Source organism: Pseudomonas sp. H1_F01 (assembly GCF_054681425.1).
This window is the reverse complement of sequence record NZ_CP162823.1, coordinates 5,538,312-5,553,632: the sequence shown is the minus strand read 5'-3', so window position 1 is coordinate 5,553,632 and position 15,321 is coordinate 5,538,312. Positions and strand designations below refer to the sequence as shown.

Sequence of the window (15,321 nt, the reverse complement as noted above, 5' to 3'; positions counted from 1 at the left end):
GCAAGCTTTGCTCCCACAGGTCAACCTCTGTCGGGGAAAGCTTTGCTCCCACAGGTCAACCTCTGTCAGGGAAAGCTTTGCTCCCGCAGGTCCACCTCAGTCAGAGAAACCGGTGGCAGGCCTAAGGCCGATAAGCCCGCATAAACAACTCCACCACTTCCTGCACATGGGCCTCGGCCGCTTCAGGTTCCAGTGGCGCGCCGCAGCCATACAACAGGCGGAAGTTCGCTGCGCCCTTGATCAGGCAGAAGAAATGCTCGGCGGCGTTGCGCGGTTTGTCGATGCTCAGGGCGCCGTGCTGGTTGACCTTGGTCAGCAGGCGTTCCATGCCTGAGAGTATCCGTTGCGGGCCGGCTTCGAAGAAAATCGACGACAGCTTCGGGTCCTGGCTACCCAAGGCCATGATCAACCGATGCAGATTCAGCGATTCGTCGCTGTTGATCAGTTGGTTGAAACCGCGAGCGATGTTCAACAACACATTTTCGATCGGAACGCCGTCAGGCCATTCAAAAAAAAGCGTCGGTACCTGTTCCTCACACTTGGCGATCACGGCGGAGGAAAATAGCGTCTCCTTGTCCTTGAAATGGCTGTAGACCGTAAGTTTCGACACGCCCGCCTCAGTGGCGACGGCGTCCATACTGGTGCTGGCATAACCCAGATGCATGAACAGTTTCTTCGCCGCGTCGAGAATGGCCTGGCGCTTGGCCAAGTCCTTGGGACGGCCGGGGCCGGAAGGGATTGGAGGATTGTTCGACATTTCTTCGCTTTAATACTGGACTGGTGAGTTTGCTATTAATAACATACTCGCCAGTATAATTATTCCAAGCACCATTAGCGAAAGGTCACTCGCCATGTTCCGCTATGCCTTGCCCCTCGCCGTGCCAGTCACCCTGGCTTTTTTATTGTCTGCGTGCGGTCATGACGAGCCGGTCCCGGTCGCCGTGCGCCCGGCCCTGGTGGTGAAACCACAACCTTCAACCCAGGCGATGGACAGTTACCCCGGTGAAGTGCGAGCACGGTTCGAGCCCGACCTGGCCTTTCGCATTGGCGGCAAGGTGAGCCGACGACTGGTCGAAGAGGGCCAGCGGGTCAAGGCCAATCAACCACTGGCCGAACTCGATCCCGAAGATGTGCGCCTGCAACTGGAGGCCTCCCGTGCCCAGGTCGCTGCCGCCGAGGCTAACCTGAATCTGGTGCGCGCCGAGCGTGACCGCTACAAAACCTTGATGGAACGGCAGATGGTCAGCCGCTCCCAGTACGACAATGCCGAAAACCTTTACCGCTCCGGCACCGCGCGGCTCAAGCAGATCAAGGCCGAGTTCGACGTCGCCAACAACCAGGCCAGCTATTCGGTGCTGCGTGCGCCCCAGGATGGCGTGGTTGCGCGGCGTTCGGTGGAGGTCGGGCAGGTGGTGGCGGCCGGTCAAACGGTGTTCACCCTGGCGACCGACGGCGAGCGTGAAGTGCTGATCAGCCTGCCGGAACAGGGTTTTGGCCGGTTCAAGATCGGCCAGCCGGTTTCGGTCGAACTGTGGAGCCAGCCCGACCAGCGTTTCAGCGGACGTATTCGCGAGCTCTCGCCGGCCGCCGACCCCAAGTCCCGTACCTTCGCCGCCCGTGTGGCCTTCACTGCTGGCAGTGTCCCGGCCGAGCTGGGCCAGAGCGCCCGGGTGTTTATCCAGACTGCCGACAAGGTGCCGCTGTCGGTGCCCTTGTCGGCCCTGACGGCTGAAAATGGCGCGACGTACGTTTGGGTGGTCAACGCCAACAACACCCTGAAAAAAGTCCCGGTGCGGGTCGGCGCCTTCGGCGAAAAGACCGTTCCGGTGCTTGAAGGCCTCAACCCAGATGACTGGGTGGTGGCGGCCGGCGTGCATGTGCTCCTCGACGGCCAGCAGGTGCGGCCGGTGGATCGCTCCAACCGCGTGGTCAACCTGACGGCCAAGGAGTAATCCCCGATGGGTTTCAATCTTTCCGAATGGGCGCTGCGCAACCGCCAGATTGTACTGTTCCTGATGCTGTTGCTGGCGATCGTTGGCGCGCTTTCCTACACCAAGCTCGGCCAGAGCGAAGACCCACCGTTCACCTTCAAGGCCATGGTCATCCGCACCAACTGGCCGGGCGCCACGGCCGAGGAAGTCTCGCGTCAGGTCACTGAGCGCATTGAAAAGAAGCTGATGGAAACCGGCGATTACGAACGGATCGTCTCGTTCTCCCGTCCGGGCGAGTCCCAGGTGACCTTCGTGGCCCGCGACTCCCTGCATTCGGTGCAGATTCCCGAGCTGTGGTACCAGATACGCAAGAAGATCAGTGACATCCGCCACACCTTGCCGCCGGGTATCCAAGGGCCATTTTTCAACGATGAATTCGGCACCACCTTCGGCAACATCTATGCGCTGACCGGTGACGGCTTCGACTACGCCGTGCTCAAGGACTACGCCGATCGCGTCCAGATCCAGCTGCAACGGGTCAAGGACGTGGGCAAGGTCGAGCTGCTCGGTTTGCAGGACGAGAAGATCTGGATCGAGCTGTCGAACGTCAAGCTGGCGACCCTCGGCCTGCCCTTGGCGGCGGTCCAGCAGGCTCTGGAAGAGCAGAACGCCGTATCGACCGCCGGCTTCTTCGAAACCGGCAGCGAGCGATTGCAGCTACGGGTTTCCGGGAATTTTCAGTCCGTGGAAGAGATCCGCAACTTCCCGATCCGGGTTGCCGATCGTACGTTCCGCATCAGCGATCTGGCCGATGTGCGCCGGGGGTTCAACGATCCACCGGCGCCACGCATGCGTTTCATGGGCGAAGACGCCATTGGCCTGGCCGTGGCCATGAAGGAAGGTGGTGACATCCTGGTGTTGGGCAAGGCCCTCGAGGTCGATTTTGCCCGGATCCAGAACACGCTCCCGGCCGGCATGCAATTGCGCAAGGTGTCGGACCAACCGGCGGCGGTGAAGACCGGGGTTGGTGAGTTCGTCCAGGTGCTGGTGGAAGCTCTGACGATTGTGTTGCTGGTGAGCTTCTTCTCCTTGGGGTTGCGCACTGGGATGGTGGTGGCCCTGGCGATCCCGCTGGTGCTGGCAATGACGTTTGCCGCGATGTATTACCTGGGTATCGGCCTGCACAAGATTTCCCTCGGTGCGCTGGTATTGGCACTGGGGCTACTGGTGGACGACGCGATCATCGCGGTGGAGATGATGGCGATCAAGATGGAGCAGGGCTTTGACCGGATCAAGGCCGCCAGTTTCGCGTGGACCAGCACGGCATTCCCGATGCTCACCGGTACGTTGATCACCGCGGCTGGCTTCCTGCCAATCGCCACTGCGCAATCGGGCACCGGCGAATACACCCGTTCGATTTTCCAGGTCGTGACCCTGGCGCTGCTGGCGTCCTGGGTGGCTGCCGTGGTGTTCGTGCCTTACCTGGGGGAAAAGCTCCTGCCGGACCTGGCGAAAATTCACGCGGCCAAACATGGCACGGCTGACGGCCAGACCGACCCGTACGGCACGCCGTTCTATAAGCGTGTCCGGCGGATGGTGGAGTGGTGCGTGCGTCGTCGCAAAACTGTCATCATCCTGACCGTGCTGTTGTTCGTCGGCTCGGTGGTGTTGTTCCGTTTCGTGCCGCAGCAGTTCTTCCCGGCATCGGGGCGGCTGGAACTGATGGTCGACCTGAAGCTGCAGGAAGGCGCCTCCCTGAGCAACACCGCCGAGCAGGTCAAGCGCCTTGAAGCGCTGCTCAAGGACCACGTGGGCATCGACAATTACGTGGCCTACGTCGGCACCGGTTCGCCGCGTTTCTACCTGCCGCTGGATCAACAATTGCCAGCGTCCAGCTTCGCCCAGTTCGTGGTGCTGGCCAAGACCATCGAAGACCGCGAGCCTTTGCGCAGTTGGTTGATCTCGACCCTGAACGAACAATTCCCGACCCTGCGCTCGCGGGTCACCCGTCTGGAAAACGGCCCTCCAGTCGGCTACCCGGTGCAGTTCCGCGTCACGGGCGAACACATCGAAAAGGTTCGCGCCCTGGCGCGCAAAGTGGCGGAGAAAGTTCGCGAAAACCCTTACGTGACCAATGTGCACCTGGACTGGGAAGAGCCGAGCAAGGTGGTGTACCTGAACGTCGACCAGGACCGCGCCCGAGCCCTGGGCGTGAGCACGGCCAACCTGGCGAGTTTCCTGCGCAGCTCCCTCACTGGCTCCAGCGTCAGTCAGTATCGGGAAGACAACGAGCTGATCGAAATCCTGCTGCGTGGCACGGTGCATGAGCGCACCGAACTGTCGTTGCTGCCGAGCCTGGCGGTGCCGACCGACAACGGCAAGAGCGTTGCCCTGTCGCAGATTGCGACCCTGGAATACGGCTTCGAAGAAGGCGTGATCTGGCACCGCAACCGCTTGCCGAGCGTGACCGTACGGGCCGATATCTACGGCAAGGAACAACCGGCGACCTTGGTGCAGCAGATCTTCCCGACCCTGGACCCGATTCGTGCAGAACTGCCGGACGGATACCTGCTGGAGGTGGGCGGTACGGTAGAGGATTCGGCCCGCGGCCAGAAATCGGTGAACGCCGGGGTGCCGTTGTTCATCGTGGTGGTGCTGACCTTGCTGATGCTGCAACTGCGCAGTTTCTCACGCACCGTCATGGTGTTTCTCACCGCACCGCTGGGGTTGATCGGTGTCACGCTGTTCCTGTTGATGTTCCGCCAGCCGTTTGGTTTCGTCGCCATGCTCGGCACGATCGCGCTGTCGGGGATGATCATGCGCAACTCGGTGATCCTGGTGGACCAGATCGAACAGGACATCAAGGCGGGGCTGTCGCCCTGGCAGGCGATCATCGAAGCGACGGTACGCCGCTTCCGCCCGATTGTGCTCACCGCACTGGCGGCGGTGCTGGCGATGATCCCGCTGTCACGCAGCCTGTTCTTCGGCCCGATGGCCGTGGCGATAATGGGCGGGTTGATTGTGGCGACGGCGTTGACGCTGTTGTTCCTGCCGGCGTTGTATGCGGCGTGGTTCAGGGTCAAGAAAACCTGAGGCGTTCAGAGGCCAGAACAGATCCAATGTGGGAGCGAGCTTGCTCGCGATAGCGGTGTAACAGTCAACCAAGATGTTGAAGCCAATACCGCCATCGCGAGCAAGCTCGCTCCCACAGTTGTTTCGGATTGAGACTCAGAGCGTACCGAATACCTTCTTCGCCAAACTGGTCGCCGCAGCCGCCGGATTCTGGCGAATGGTGGCTTCCTGCTTGCCGATCATCTCGAACAACCCGTCCAGCGCCTGCTCGGTCACGTAGTTTTCGATGTTGGCGCTCTTGGCGTCCAGCACGCCGAAGGTCGCGGCCTGGCCGGCGAAGGCATTGTATTTCTGCGCCAGGCCGACCTTGTCGGTGGCTTGCTTGACGATGGGCAGGAACTTGGCGCGGATCTGCTCGCGGCTGCTCTTGTTCAGGTATTGCGTGGCGGAGTCTTGGCCGCCGCTGAGAATGCCCTTGGCATCGTCCACGCTCATGTTCTTCACGGCATTGACCAGGATCGGCTGGGCCTGGACCACCGCAGCTTCGGCGGCCTGGTTCATGCTGGTTTCCAGTTGATCGACCTGATCACCCATGCCGAAGGCTTTCATCTTGCTGGCGACTTTGCCGAGCTTGCCCGGCAGTTCGATCTTCACATCCGGGTTGTTGCTGAAGCCGCCGGGTGTGCCCAGTTGCTTGACCGCTACCTGCGCGCCTTGGGTCAAGGCGTCCTTGAGTCCGCCCGTGGCGTCTTTTTGCGACAGGTCGCCCAGGGACAGGGCCATGGCATTGGCGCAGATCAGCAGGCCTGCGCACAGGCTGGTGAAACGGAGGGTTGAAAGAAGCATGATGGCGTCCTTGATGAAAGTTTGAAAAAGGAATCAGCGTGCGGCGTTGACGCGGATCTTCAACGGCTGCGGATCCTTGCCATCGAGTTGCACGGCGTGTTGTTCAGTGGTGATGAACATCAACTGGCCGTCCACTTCGATGCGGGCACTCACGGCATAACGATGCCCGGGCTTGACCTGGGCCGGATCATAACTGAGGTGGAACGGCAGTGGGACCTGGCCTTTGATCGGGCCGCTCTGCTCATCGAGTACCACCGCAGGGGCGTCGGCCAGGGAAACGTCCTGCAGGCTCACGCTCAAGGTAGCGTTGGGCGGCAGGGCAATGCGTTGCAGATAGAAGACTTCGCCATCGAGGGACGCGGAGGGTGGGGTTGTCGATTGGCAAGCGGCCAGTAGCGCCATGGATGCAAGCAGAGCGAGTTTTTTCATTGGAAGCACCTGGCTCATTGACGCCAGCCACGCGGGCGTCAATGAGCATTTAGCGGATTTGCGTCCAAGCATCCATTCGTAACGTCGCGGTTCAGGAACCGAACGCGGGCGCTTGAACAGTTTCAGCCAGCGATGCTGGCGCCAGGCTCAGCAGGATGTCAACGTGTTGATTGCCGCCATCCCAGGTGAAGGCCTGTTCGGTTTCAAGAAAAAGCGCGGTGTCACCTTCGTACGCTTGTGCCTTGACCGAGAGTTCCTCCCCTACGGGCGTCGTCTTGGGGTCGAGGAGAAAGCGATATTGCCAAGGCTGCTGGGCCACTGGCTCCTTAGGCGCCATGTTGGAACCCTGGCCACCGCTGGCGCTGATCTGAGCGCCGGCAGCATTTTGCACACTGACTTCGGTGCGAGCGGCTTCCGGGAGTTGAAAGCCTTCGGGCAGTTGCAGGGTTAACGTGATGATGTTCATGCTGAATTCCTTTTCAGTACGTCGACATTGACGTGAGCCCATCCTAAAGGCCTGCTCCAAAGTTCTCTGTAGGTCTTTTCTTGGTTTGACGTCGCCTTAGCCGCTGCGCAGCGTCGGAGTAAGCTGGTTGACTGTCCCATCAACTCACCGCAAGCGTTCCATGCTTCTCGGTGAGTGATCGACAACCTTCAACTGTCGGGGCTGATGGCGACCTCTGCGGCATCTTCACTGCGATGCAGCGCCACCTGGCGGATCGACAGGCGAATTTCCGCCGGCAGCACTCGCTTGGCCGCGCCTTCGGCCAGTTCGCCCAGCAGTTCGTGGTAGCTGAGTTTGCCGGCCTCGTCGCGGCGCAGTACGTCGAGGTCGAGCATGGTCTGGATGAAGTGGCGGAACAGGCTCTTGTCGAAGAACTCCGGCGCATTCAGGCCATGCAGGATCGACAGGCGCTGGGCCATGACGGTGCAGAGGTCTTCCAGTTCTTCGGCGCTGATGGTGTTCTGGCCGCTGTTGAGCAGCAGCGAAACGGTCATGTAGAAGCGCTGCAAGGTCTGGGCGATGCTTTTTGACAGCAGAGTCAGCAGCACGAAGTGCCGCGAACTCGGCGCCGGACGCAGGTACAGGTCATTTTCGAAACGCAGCAGGCCCTGTTCGACGAATGCTTCGAGCCACTGGTCGACCACGCCATCCAGTTCTTCCAGCGACCAGCGAATGAACAGCTCCGATTGCAGGTACGGGTACAACGCATGGGTGTAGCGCAGGATCTGCTCGCGGCTCATGCGCGAGCTGCTCTGGAAGAAGCTCGCCAGCAACGCCGGCAGGGCGAAGATGTGCAGGACGTTGTTGCGGTAGTAGGTCATCAGTACCGCGTTCTGCTCATCCAGGTACAGAATCTTGCCCAGGGCATCGCTCTGTTCCGACAGCAGGTCCATGCCTTTTACATGTTCGATCAGCGCCCGGCCATCGCCTTCGGGCAGGGTGGTGTGGGGCGAGTACGGGACCTTGCGCAGCAACGCCAGGTACAGGTCGAGCACCCGGGCCATGGCGCGGTCGTCCAGGGCCAGGCGGCTGGTGGACAACAGCGCCAGGGCGACGAGGTTGACCGGGTTGATCGCCGCGGCTTCGTTCAGGTGCCGGGCCACGCGCTCGCCGAGGCGGTTGGTGGTCGCGTTGAGCCAGGCCGGTTTGAATTGCGGGCCCAGTTCCTGTTGGCGCCAATCCGGTTGTTCGCCGTCGAGGAATTCCGCCAGCTTGATCGGTTCGCCGAAGTTCACCGCCACCTGGCCGAAGCGTTGCTTGAGGGCGCCGATGACCTTGAAGATGTCGAAGATCGATTCTTTTTTCTTGCTGGCCCCGCGCAGTTCGCCCAGGTAGGTGCGGCCTTCCAGTACGCGCTCATAACCGATGTAGACCGGCACGAACACGATGGGCATGCGCGACGAGCGCAGGAAGCTGCGCAGGGTGATGGCGAGCATGCCGGTCTTGGGTTGCAGCATGCGCCCGGTGCGCGAACGTCCACCCTCGACGAAGTACTCCACCGGAAAACCTTTGGTGAACAGCGTGTGCAGGTATTCGTTGAACACGGCGGTGTAGAGCGGGTTGCCCTTGAAGGTGCGACGCATGAAGAACGCCCCGCCACGGCGCAGCAGGCCGCCGATCACTGGCATGTTGAGGTTGATGCCGGCGGCGATGTGCGGCGGCGTCAGGCCGTTGCGAAACAGCAGGTACGACAGCAGCAGGTAGTCGATGTGGCTGCGGTGGCACGGCACGTAGATGACTTCGTGGCCTTGGGCGACGTTCTGCACGCCTTCGATGTGGTTGACCTTGATGCCGTCGTAGATCTTGTTCCAGAACCAGCTCAGCACCACTTCCAGGAAACGGATCGCGGTGTAGGTGTAGTCCGAGGCGATCTCGTTGCCGTAGCGCAGGGCCTGGGCCTTGGCTTTTTCGGCGGAGATCTTTTCCCGCTCGGCTTCCTCGGCAATCGCCTGCTTGACCAGCGGCTGGTTCAACAGGCCCTTGACCAGGTTGCGTCGGTGGGAGATGTCGGGGCCGATGACCGCTGCTTTCAGATTGCGGAAATGCACCCGCAGGATCCGCTGGGCCATGCGTACAGTGCGTTCGTGGCCCTTGTCGTGTTCGATCAGCTCGCGCAGGTGGATCGGCGCGGAGAACTGCACGCGAGTCTTGCGCCCCAGAATCATGATGCTCAACAGGCGGCGCAGGCGTCCGGTGACGGCCCAACTGTCGGCGAACAACAGTTTCCAGGGACTGGATTCGCTGTCGGGCGACTGCCCCCAGAACACGCTGACCGGGATGATCTGGGCGTCTTCGGCGGCATTGTGGGTCAAGGCGTTGACCAGCCGAGTCAGGGTGGGCGGCGCACCGCGCTTGTCCTGGCGGCCGATCCAGTCCGGCGCTGGCGTCAGGTAGAAAAACGCCGCCGGTTCCAGCAGGTTGCCCACCGAGACCGGCAGCACCGGACGGGGCAGGCCGGCCTTGGTGCATTCGGTGTCGAGCACCGCCAGGTCAGTGAGCGAAGGATCTTGCAGGACGTAGAACACCGGACGACTGCGGTCGAGGTTGAGGGTGAAGGACGACTGGTTGATCGTCTCTGAGCGAACCCAGAGGTACAACAGTCGGCGCAGGGTGCCAAACACAAGACGGCGGAACGGGGAGCGGGTCATACGGCTTCTGCATGAGTGAATGGGATGGGGCGGGCGCCAGTGTGCCGGATTCGCCGAAAATCGGCAAAAAAGCGCCGAAGTAAAGTCAGTTGAGAGTTTTCTCGTGTGTCATATACTCGGCCAGTGACTGCCACGGCCTCCCTTATGGATGGCCGGAGGGTGGCTAAAATTCGTACGGCTTTGCCTTTTGCGGTTGGGCGGGAAAAGCCGACTCAAAAAATAAAAATGGGAGTGAGCATCATGGCAGCACGGGAAACCGGCAGTGTGAAGTGGTTCAACGACGCGAAGGGCTACGGCTTCATCCAGCGTGAAGGCGGGGCGGATGTGTTCGTGCATTACCGCGCCATCCGCGGCGAAGGCCACCGTTCACTGACCGAAGGCCAGCAGGTCGAGTACGCGGTCGTGGAAGGGCAGAAGGGCTTGCAGGCTGAGGATGTGGTGGGGTTGTAACCCCACTCTTGAAGCCGTGGTAGATCCCTGTGGGAGCAAAGCTTGCTCGCGACAGTGGTAGGTCAGCTTGCATCGATGTTGAATGTACCTCCGCCATCGCGAGCAAGCTTTGCTCCCACAGTGCTCCCACATTTGGATCTAGGCTGCTCCTGAGACTGGCGTCACGCCGTCTTCCAGGTAATCTCTTCTTCCCCATCGGCGCTGATGCGAATCCAGCGATCCGCCGACTCCTCGCCTTCTTCCTCGACCCATGACCCAGGCGCGCAGCGCACTTCGACATTCAGTGCGGCGAAGGCGGCGCGGGCGCAGGCGATGTCGTCTTCCCACGGGGTCTGGTCACTTTCCAGGTACAGGCTGTTCCATTTGCCCACGGCCTTGGGCAGCCAGGTCACCGGGATGTTGCCGGCCTTGCACTTGTAGGTCTGGCCTTTCTGCACCCAGTCGCTGCACGGGCCCAGGGCCTGGCCGAGCCAGGCGGCGATGGCCTTGTGGTCGACGTCGGCGTCTTTGAGGTAAATCTCGATATCGGGTTGGCGCATGGATGTCCTCGCTGCGGTCTTGAAAAATCCATTCGCGGATTTAACGGGGCCCGAGCGGTTGCCCGGGACCGGAATCAAAAGGTTATTGAAGAACGAAATAATCGTAGCGCATCGACACCGTGACCTGGAACGGCTCGGCCTGCTCGATCACGCTGGCACGGCGTTCGGCACTGGCGCGCCAGCCGTGGGGCGTCATGGCCAGCAGGTTGGCGCGGTCCTGGCCACTGTCGAGGGTCAGCTTGAATTCGAGGGTTTCGCTGTGATCCAGCACCATGCCCGGCGGCACCAGGGCCAGGTGCTTGTCGTCGGTGTACTCGCGCACTTCGTCGTACAGGCGCTCGCGCAATTCCATCAAGTGGCCGGCGGTGGGGCCGACTTTCATCAGGCCGCCGCCGGGGCTGAGCAAGCGCTTGGCCTCCTGCCAGTCCAGCGGGCTGAATACGCTGGCCAGGAACTGGCAGCAGCCGTCCGCCAGCGGCACCCGGGCCATGCTGGCGATCAACCAGGTCAGCTGCGGGTTGCGTTTGCAGGCGCGCTTGACCGCCTCGCGGGAAATGTCCAGGGCATAGCCATCGGCGTTGGGCAACGCTTCGGCGATCTGCGCGGTGTAGTAGCCCTCGCCACAGCCGATGTCCAGCCAGCGTCCGGGCGCGCGTTCGGCGGCCAGTTCCGCCAGGCGCCGGGCGACCGGGGCGTAATGCCCGGCGTTGAGGAAGTCGCGGCGGGCTTCGACCATCGCCTGGTTGTCACCGGGGTCGCGGCTGTTCTTGTGCTGCACCGGCAGCAGGTTCAGGTAACCCTGCCGCGCGCGGTCGAAGCGGTGGCCGGCCGGGCAGACCACGCCGTTGTCCACCGCGTTCAGCGGTTCACTGCAGATCGGGCAGGCGAGCATCAGGCGAGCAACTTGATCAGCGTCTTGTAGTAGATCTCGGTCAGCACATCGAGATCGGCGGCCAGCACGCGTTCGTTGACCTGGTGGATGGTCGCGTTGACCGGCCCCAGCTCCACCACTTGCGTGCCCATGGTGGCGATGAAGCGACCGTCGGACGTGCCGCCGCTGGTGGACGCCTGGGTCTCGCGCCCGGTGACGTCCTTGATGCTCGACGATACGGCGTCGAGCAGCGCACCGGGTTCGGTGAGGAACGGCAGGCCGGACAGCGCCCAGTCGATGTGCCAGTCCAGCTGATGCTTGTCGAGGATATCGGCAACGCGCTGTTGCAGGCCTTCGACGGTGGATTCGGTGGAAAAGCGGAAGTTGAACACCGCCACCAGATCACCGGGGATCACGTTGGTCGCGCCGGTGCCGGAATTGAGGTTGGAGATCTGGAAACTGGTCGGCGGGAAGAAGTCGTTGCCGTGGTCCCAATGCTCGGCGGCCAGTTCAGCCAAGGCGGGCGCGGCCAGGTGGATCGGGTTCTTCGCCAGGTGTGGATAAGCCACGTGGCCTTGCTTGCCGCGCACGGTCAACTTCGCGCCGAGGGAACCGCGCCGGCCATTCTTGACCACGTCGCCCACCAGCGTGGTGCTCGACGGTTCGCCGACGATGCACCAGTCCAGTCGTTCCTGACGGGCCTTGAGGCGTTCGACCACGGCTTTGGTGCCGTGGTGGGCCGGGCCTTCTTCATCGCTGGTAATCAGGAAGGTCAGTGAGCCCTTGTGGTCCGGGTAGTCGGCGACGAACCGTTCGGCCGCCACAACCATCGCCGCCAGGCTGCCTTTCATGTCTGCCGCGCCACGGCCGCAGAGCATGCCCTGTTCGTCGATGACCGCATCGAACGGGTCGAGCTGCCAGGCCTGCACCGGACCGGTCGGCACCACGTCGGTGTGCCCGGCGAAGCACAGCACCGGGCCGTCATGCTTGCCATGGCTGGCCCAGAAGTTATCCACATCCTCGATACGCATCGGTTCGAGCGCAAAGCCCGCGTTGCCCAGGCGCTGCATCATCAGTTTCTGGCAATCGGCATCCACCGGCGTCACGGACGGACGGCGGATCAGGTCGCAGGCGAGTTGCAGGGTCGGCGAGAGGTCGGCGTGGGCCGTCATGAAAGCTCCGGGAATATAGTGTGAACGCAAGGCTTATGCAGGCGCGGGCTGGCTCGCGCAAAATGGCGGTTATCTTATAGCAAAACGACCACCATGGGCCCCTGGTGCGGGACAGGTGGAGCACAAAACCTGTGGGAGCAAGCTCGCTCCCACAGAGGTTTTGCTTAAATTGCCGAGACAAAGCCCTATAATGCGCGCCGGTTTTTGGGGTAATGGTCATGAGTACAGAAGATCCACGGTTTGCCGGTATCGCCCGTTTGTATGGCATCGAAGGCCTGGAGCGCCTGCGGGCGGCCCATGTGGCGATTGTCGGGGTTGGCGGTGTCGGCTCCTGGGCGGCGGAAGCCATTGCCCGTTGCGGCGTGGGCGAGATCTCGCTGTTTGACCTGGACGATGTCTGCGTCAGCAACGCCAACCGTCAGTTGCACGCCCTGGACAGTACCGTCGGCAAACCCAAGGTGGAGGTGATGGCCGAGCGACTGCGCGGGATCAACCCCGACTGCACCGTGCACGCGGTGGCCGACTTCGTCACCCGCGACACCATGGCCGAATACATCACGCCGAACATCGATTGCGTGATCGACTGCATCGACAGCGTCAACGCCAAGGCTGCGCTGATCGCCTGGTGCAAGCGCCGCAAGATCCAGATCATCACCACCGGCGGCGCGGGCGGGCAGATCGACCCGACGCTGATCCAGGTTTGCGACTTGAACCGTACGTTCAACGATCCGCTGGCCTCCAAGGTGCGCTCCACCTTGCGCCGCGACTACGGCTTTTCCCGCACCGTGACCCGTCACTACAGCGTGCCCTGCGTGTTCTCCACCGAACAACTGCGCTACCCGAAACCGGACGGCAGCATTTGCTTGCAGAAGAGTTTTGTCGGCGACGGCGTCAAGCTCGACTGCGCCGGCGGGTTCGGCGCGGTGATGATGGTGACGGCGACGTTCGGCATGGTCGCGGCGACCAAGGCTGTGGATAAGATCGTGGCGGGTGTGCGGCGGCCGGCGGATAGGGTCAAGCCTCAGGTTTGAGCACTGGAGCTGATGCCTTCATCGCGAGCAGGCTCGCTCCCACATTGGATCTCAAGGAACACAAATTTTGTGTACGACACGGATCCCCTGTGGGAGCGAGCCTGCTCGCGATGGCGATCATTCAGTCAGCTCAAGCATCCGCTTCAACACTGCATTCAAGCCATTGCTACGCGACGGCGACAACTGTCGCGACAATCCCAACTGATTGAACCAGCCCGGCAAATCCACCTGCTGCAACTCTTCAGCGGACAATCCGTTGACCCGCGCCAACAGCAACGCCACCAGCCCACGGATCAACCGCGCATCGCTGCTGGCGCAAAACTGCCAATGCCCGTCGTGCAACTGACCCACCAGCCACACCTGACTTTCACAGCCGTGGACGAGGTTGGCCTCGCACTTGTCTTCGTCGCTCAGGGGCGGCAGGCGCTCGCCCCATTGCATCAGCAGTCGGGCGCGTTGTTCCCAACCTGACGCGTCCTGGAAAATCTGCAGCGCGGTGGCGGCCTCGGCGGGCAGGTTCATCGGAGCATCTCCAGGGCCTGGTCCAGCGCCTCGAAGAAACGCTCGAGATCAGCGGAGTCGTTGTACAGCGCCAGCGACACCCGAATCGCCCCCGACAGATTCAAATGCTTGAACAACGGCATTGCGCAGTGATGCCCGGCGCGCACGGCGATGCCTTGCTCGGTCAGCAGGTGGGCCAGGTCGGCGTTGTGGATGCCTTCGACCACGAAGCTGACCAGGGCCAGGCGCGGGTTGCCCACCAGGCGAACGCCGTTGCGGGCCAACAGGCCATGGAGCAGGTAGTCATGCAGCGCTGCCTCATGCTCGATGACCGCCAGCGGGTCGAGGTCGGACAGGTAATCCAGGGTCGCCCCCAGGCCGATCACGCTGGCAATCGGCGGCGTGCCCGCTTCGAAACCCAGCGGCGCCGGGCGGAAGCTGGCGCTGTGGTAATCGGCCTGTTGCACCATTTCGCCGCCGAACTGCCAATGACGCAAGTTGCCGAGGGCTTCGGTACGGCCAAACAGCACGCCCAGCCCATCGGGGCCGTAGAGTTTGTGGCTGGAAAACACGTAAAAGTCGCAACCCAGCGCCTCCACGTTGTGGCGACCGTGAACCACGCCTTGGGCACCGTCGATCACCGTCAGCGCGCCCTGGGCCTTGGCCAGCGCCAGCAGCGCCGGCACCGGCTGCCAGGCCCCGAGCACATTGGATAACTGGCTCACCGCCAGCAAGCGCGTACGCGGGCCGATCAGTTCGGCGGCGGCGCCAGGGTCGATCACCCCGTCGGCATCCAGTGGCAACACCGCCAGGGTCAATGAACGGCGTTCGGCCAGTTGCTGCCACGGCAGCAGGTTGGCGTGGTGTTCCAGGGCGCTGATGACGATCTCATCGCCCGGGTTGAATAGATGTTCCAGCCCATAGGCCAGTAGGTTCAGCGCCGAAGTGGCGCCGTGGGTGAAGACTACTTGTCCGCAGTTTCCGGCATTGAGCCACTGCGAAACCTTGAGGCGGCTGTCCTCGAACGCCTGTGTGGCATGGGCGCCCGGCAAATGTTGCGCACGGTGCACGTTGGCCGCGCCATTGACGTAGTAATGCGTCAGGGCATCCAGCAGTGCTTGGGGTTTTTGCGTGGTGGCGGCGCTGTCCAGGTAGGTCTGGCCTTGCCGTTGCAGGGCGGCGATGGCCGGGAAATCGGCACGCCAGGGGGATTGGATCAACATGCTTTCGGGCCCTGCTCGAATGACGCCGGACCCTGTGGGAGCGGGCTTTTTTTGTGGGAGCCAAGCTTGGCTCCCACAAAAAGGCTCGCTCCCACAGGTGGTG

14 protein-coding genes are annotated in these 15,321 nt (G+C 62.1%); 4 read left to right on the top strand and 10 right to left on the bottom strand.

Translation table 11 applies throughout. From position 1 onward, the window contains the following. Positions 1-121: 121 nt before the first annotated feature. Positions 122-757, bottom strand: a complete 636-nt coding sequence (locus tag AB4O09_RS25160; RefSeq protein ID WP_003198185.1) for a TetR/AcrR family transcriptional regulator — start codon at positions 755-757, stop codon at positions 122-124. A 94-nt stretch (positions 758-851) separates the two neighbouring features. On the opposite strand from AB4O09_RS25160, the gene AB4O09_RS25155 reads away from it, so the two are divergent. Further along, positions 852-1,952 carry an efflux RND transporter periplasmic adaptor subunit gene (locus AB4O09_RS25155; protein WP_003198187.1) on the top strand — a complete coding sequence of 367 codons (1,101 nt, stop codon included), beginning with the start codon at positions 852-854 and terminating at the stop codon, positions 1,950-1,952. A gap of 6 nt (positions 1,953-1,958) precedes the next feature. Then, on the top strand, positions 1,959-5,024 hold the full coding sequence (locus AB4O09_RS25150; RefSeq protein ID WP_003198188.1) for an efflux RND transporter permease subunit: 3,066 nt from the start codon (positions 1,959-1,961) through the stop codon (positions 5,022-5,024). A 135-nt stretch (positions 5,025-5,159) separates the two neighbouring features. Here AB4O09_RS25150 and AB4O09_RS25145 read toward each other — a convergent pair whose 3' ends face one another. The 4 genes from AB4O09_RS25145 to plsB all read right to left on the bottom strand — a co-directional run bounded on the left by AB4O09_RS25145 (position 5,160) and on the right by plsB (position 9,431). After that, positions 5,160-5,849 (bottom strand): DUF4197 domain-containing protein, encoded by a 690-nt coding sequence (locus tag AB4O09_RS25145; RefSeq protein WP_027913152.1) that lies wholly within the window; start codon positions 5,847-5,849, stop codon positions 5,160-5,162. A 33-nt stretch (positions 5,850-5,882) separates the two neighbouring features. Then, a complete protein-coding gene (locus AB4O09_RS25140; RefSeq protein WP_003198192.1) occupies positions 5,883-6,278 on the bottom strand; it encodes a YbaY family lipoprotein in 396 nt (131 codons plus the stop codon). Between the two features lie 91 nt (positions 6,279-6,369). Further along, the gene (locus tag AB4O09_RS25135; RefSeq protein WP_013692378.1) at positions 6,370-6,744 is read right to left on the bottom strand and encodes a hypothetical protein; all 375 of its coding nucleotides are present in this window, start codon (positions 6,742-6,744) and stop codon (positions 6,370-6,372) included. A 188-nt stretch (positions 6,745-6,932) separates the two neighbouring features. Then, a complete protein-coding gene (plsB, locus tag AB4O09_RS25130; protein WP_003198195.1) occupies positions 6,933-9,431 on the bottom strand; it encodes a glycerol-3-phosphate 1-O-acyltransferase PlsB in 2,499 nt (832 codons plus the stop codon). 240 nt (positions 9,432-9,671) lie between these two features. Here plsB and AB4O09_RS25125 point away from each other — a divergent pair, with 240 nt between their 5' ends. Further along, positions 9,672-9,881 carry a cold shock domain-containing protein gene (locus AB4O09_RS25125; protein WP_003198198.1) on the top strand — a complete coding sequence of 70 codons (210 nt, stop codon included), beginning with the start codon at positions 9,672-9,674 and terminating at the stop codon, positions 9,879-9,881. A gap of 161 nt (positions 9,882-10,042) precedes the next feature. On the opposite strand, the gene AB4O09_RS25120 is transcribed toward AB4O09_RS25125, so the two are convergent. From AB4O09_RS25120 to dapE, 3 genes are all read right to left on the bottom strand, one after another. Further along, complete coding sequence (locus AB4O09_RS25120; RefSeq protein WP_003198200.1) at positions 10,043-10,420, bottom strand: hypothetical protein; 378 nt, start codon at positions 10,418-10,420, stop codon at positions 10,043-10,045. An 82-nt stretch (positions 10,421-10,502) separates the two neighbouring features. Beyond that, a complete protein-coding gene (locus AB4O09_RS25115; protein WP_003198202.1) occupies positions 10,503-11,312 on the bottom strand; it encodes a putative RNA methyltransferase in 810 nt (269 codons plus the stop codon). Further along, positions 11,312-12,463, bottom strand: a complete 1,152-nt coding sequence (gene dapE / locus AB4O09_RS25110; RefSeq protein ID WP_003198203.1) for a succinyl-diaminopimelate desuccinylase — start codon at positions 12,461-12,463, stop codon at positions 11,312-11,314. The genes AB4O09_RS25115 and dapE overlap by 1 nt, the downstream gene beginning before the upstream one ends. Positions 12,464-12,681: 218 nt before the next feature. Here dapE and tcdA point away from each other — a divergent pair, with 218 nt between their 5' ends. Beyond that, the gene (gene tcdA, locus AB4O09_RS25105; protein WP_003198205.1) at positions 12,682-13,494 is read left to right on the top strand and encodes a tRNA cyclic N6-threonylcarbamoyladenosine(37) synthase TcdA; all 813 of its coding nucleotides are present in this window, start codon (positions 12,682-12,684) and stop codon (positions 13,492-13,494) included. A 117-nt stretch (positions 13,495-13,611) separates the two neighbouring features. Here tcdA and AB4O09_RS25100 read toward each other — a convergent pair whose 3' ends face one another. Both AB4O09_RS25100 and AB4O09_RS25095 read right to left on the bottom strand, forming a co-directional pair. Further along, positions 13,612-14,016 (bottom strand): SufE family protein, encoded by a 405-nt coding sequence (locus AB4O09_RS25100; protein WP_003198207.1) that lies wholly within the window; start codon positions 14,014-14,016, stop codon positions 13,612-13,614. Continuing rightward, on the bottom strand, positions 14,013-15,218 hold the full coding sequence (locus AB4O09_RS25095; RefSeq protein ID WP_460107584.1) for an aminotransferase class V-fold PLP-dependent enzyme: 1,206 nt from the start codon (positions 15,216-15,218) through the stop codon (positions 14,013-14,015). Before AB4O09_RS25095 ends, AB4O09_RS25100 begins: the two co-directional genes overlap by 4 nt. Positions 15,219-15,321: the final 103 nt, after the last annotated feature.

What these genes read in the sequence shown, in the direction of transcription:
- AB4O09_RS25160 (WP_003198185.1), bottom strand. Translation starts at nt 757, where the DNA reads ATGTCGAACAATCCTCCAATCCCTTCCGGCCCCGGCCGTCCCAAGGAC.
- AB4O09_RS25155 (WP_003198187.1), top strand. Translation starts at nt 852, where the DNA reads ATGTTCCGCTATGCCTTGCCCCTCGCCGTGCCAGTCACCCTGGCTTTT.
- AB4O09_RS25150 (WP_003198188.1), top strand. Translation starts at nt 1,959, where the DNA reads ATGGGTTTCAATCTTTCCGAATGGGCGCTGCGCAACCGCCAGATTGTA.
- AB4O09_RS25145 (WP_027913152.1), bottom strand. Translation starts at nt 5,849, where the DNA reads ATGCTTCTTTCAACCCTCCGTTTCACCAGCCTGTGCGCAGGCCTGCTG.
- AB4O09_RS25140 (WP_003198192.1), bottom strand. Translation starts at nt 6,278, where the DNA reads ATGAAAAAACTCGCTCTGCTTGCATCCATGGCGCTACTGGCCGCTTGC.
- AB4O09_RS25135 (WP_013692378.1), bottom strand. Translation starts at nt 6,744, where the DNA reads ATGAACATCATCACGTTAACCCTGCAACTGCCCGAAGGCTTTCAACTC.
- plsB (WP_003198195.1), bottom strand. Translation starts at nt 9,431, where the DNA reads ATGACCCGCTCCCCGTTCCGCCGTCTTGTGTTTGGCACCCTGCGCCGA.
- AB4O09_RS25125 (WP_003198198.1), top strand. Translation starts at nt 9,672, where the DNA reads ATGGCAGCACGGGAAACCGGCAGTGTGAAGTGGTTCAACGACGCGAAG.
- AB4O09_RS25120 (WP_003198200.1), bottom strand. Translation starts at nt 10,420, where the DNA reads ATGCGCCAACCCGATATCGAGATTTACCTCAAAGACGCCGACGTCGAC.
- AB4O09_RS25115 (WP_003198202.1), bottom strand. Translation starts at nt 11,312, where the DNA reads ATGCTCGCCTGCCCGATCTGCAGTGAACCGCTGAACGCGGTGGACAAC.
- dapE (WP_003198203.1), bottom strand. Translation starts at nt 12,463, where the DNA reads ATGACGGCCCACGCCGACCTCTCGCCGACCCTGCAACTCGCCTGCGAC.
- tcdA (WP_003198205.1), top strand. Translation starts at nt 12,682, where the DNA reads ATGAGTACAGAAGATCCACGGTTTGCCGGTATCGCCCGTTTGTATGGC.
- AB4O09_RS25100 (WP_003198207.1), bottom strand. Translation starts at nt 14,016, where the DNA reads ATGAACCTGCCCGCCGAGGCCGCCACCGCGCTGCAGATTTTCCAGGAC.
- AB4O09_RS25095 (WP_460107584.1), bottom strand. Translation starts at nt 15,218, where the DNA reads ATGTTGATCCAATCCCCCTGGCGTGCCGATTTCCCGGCCATCGCCGCC.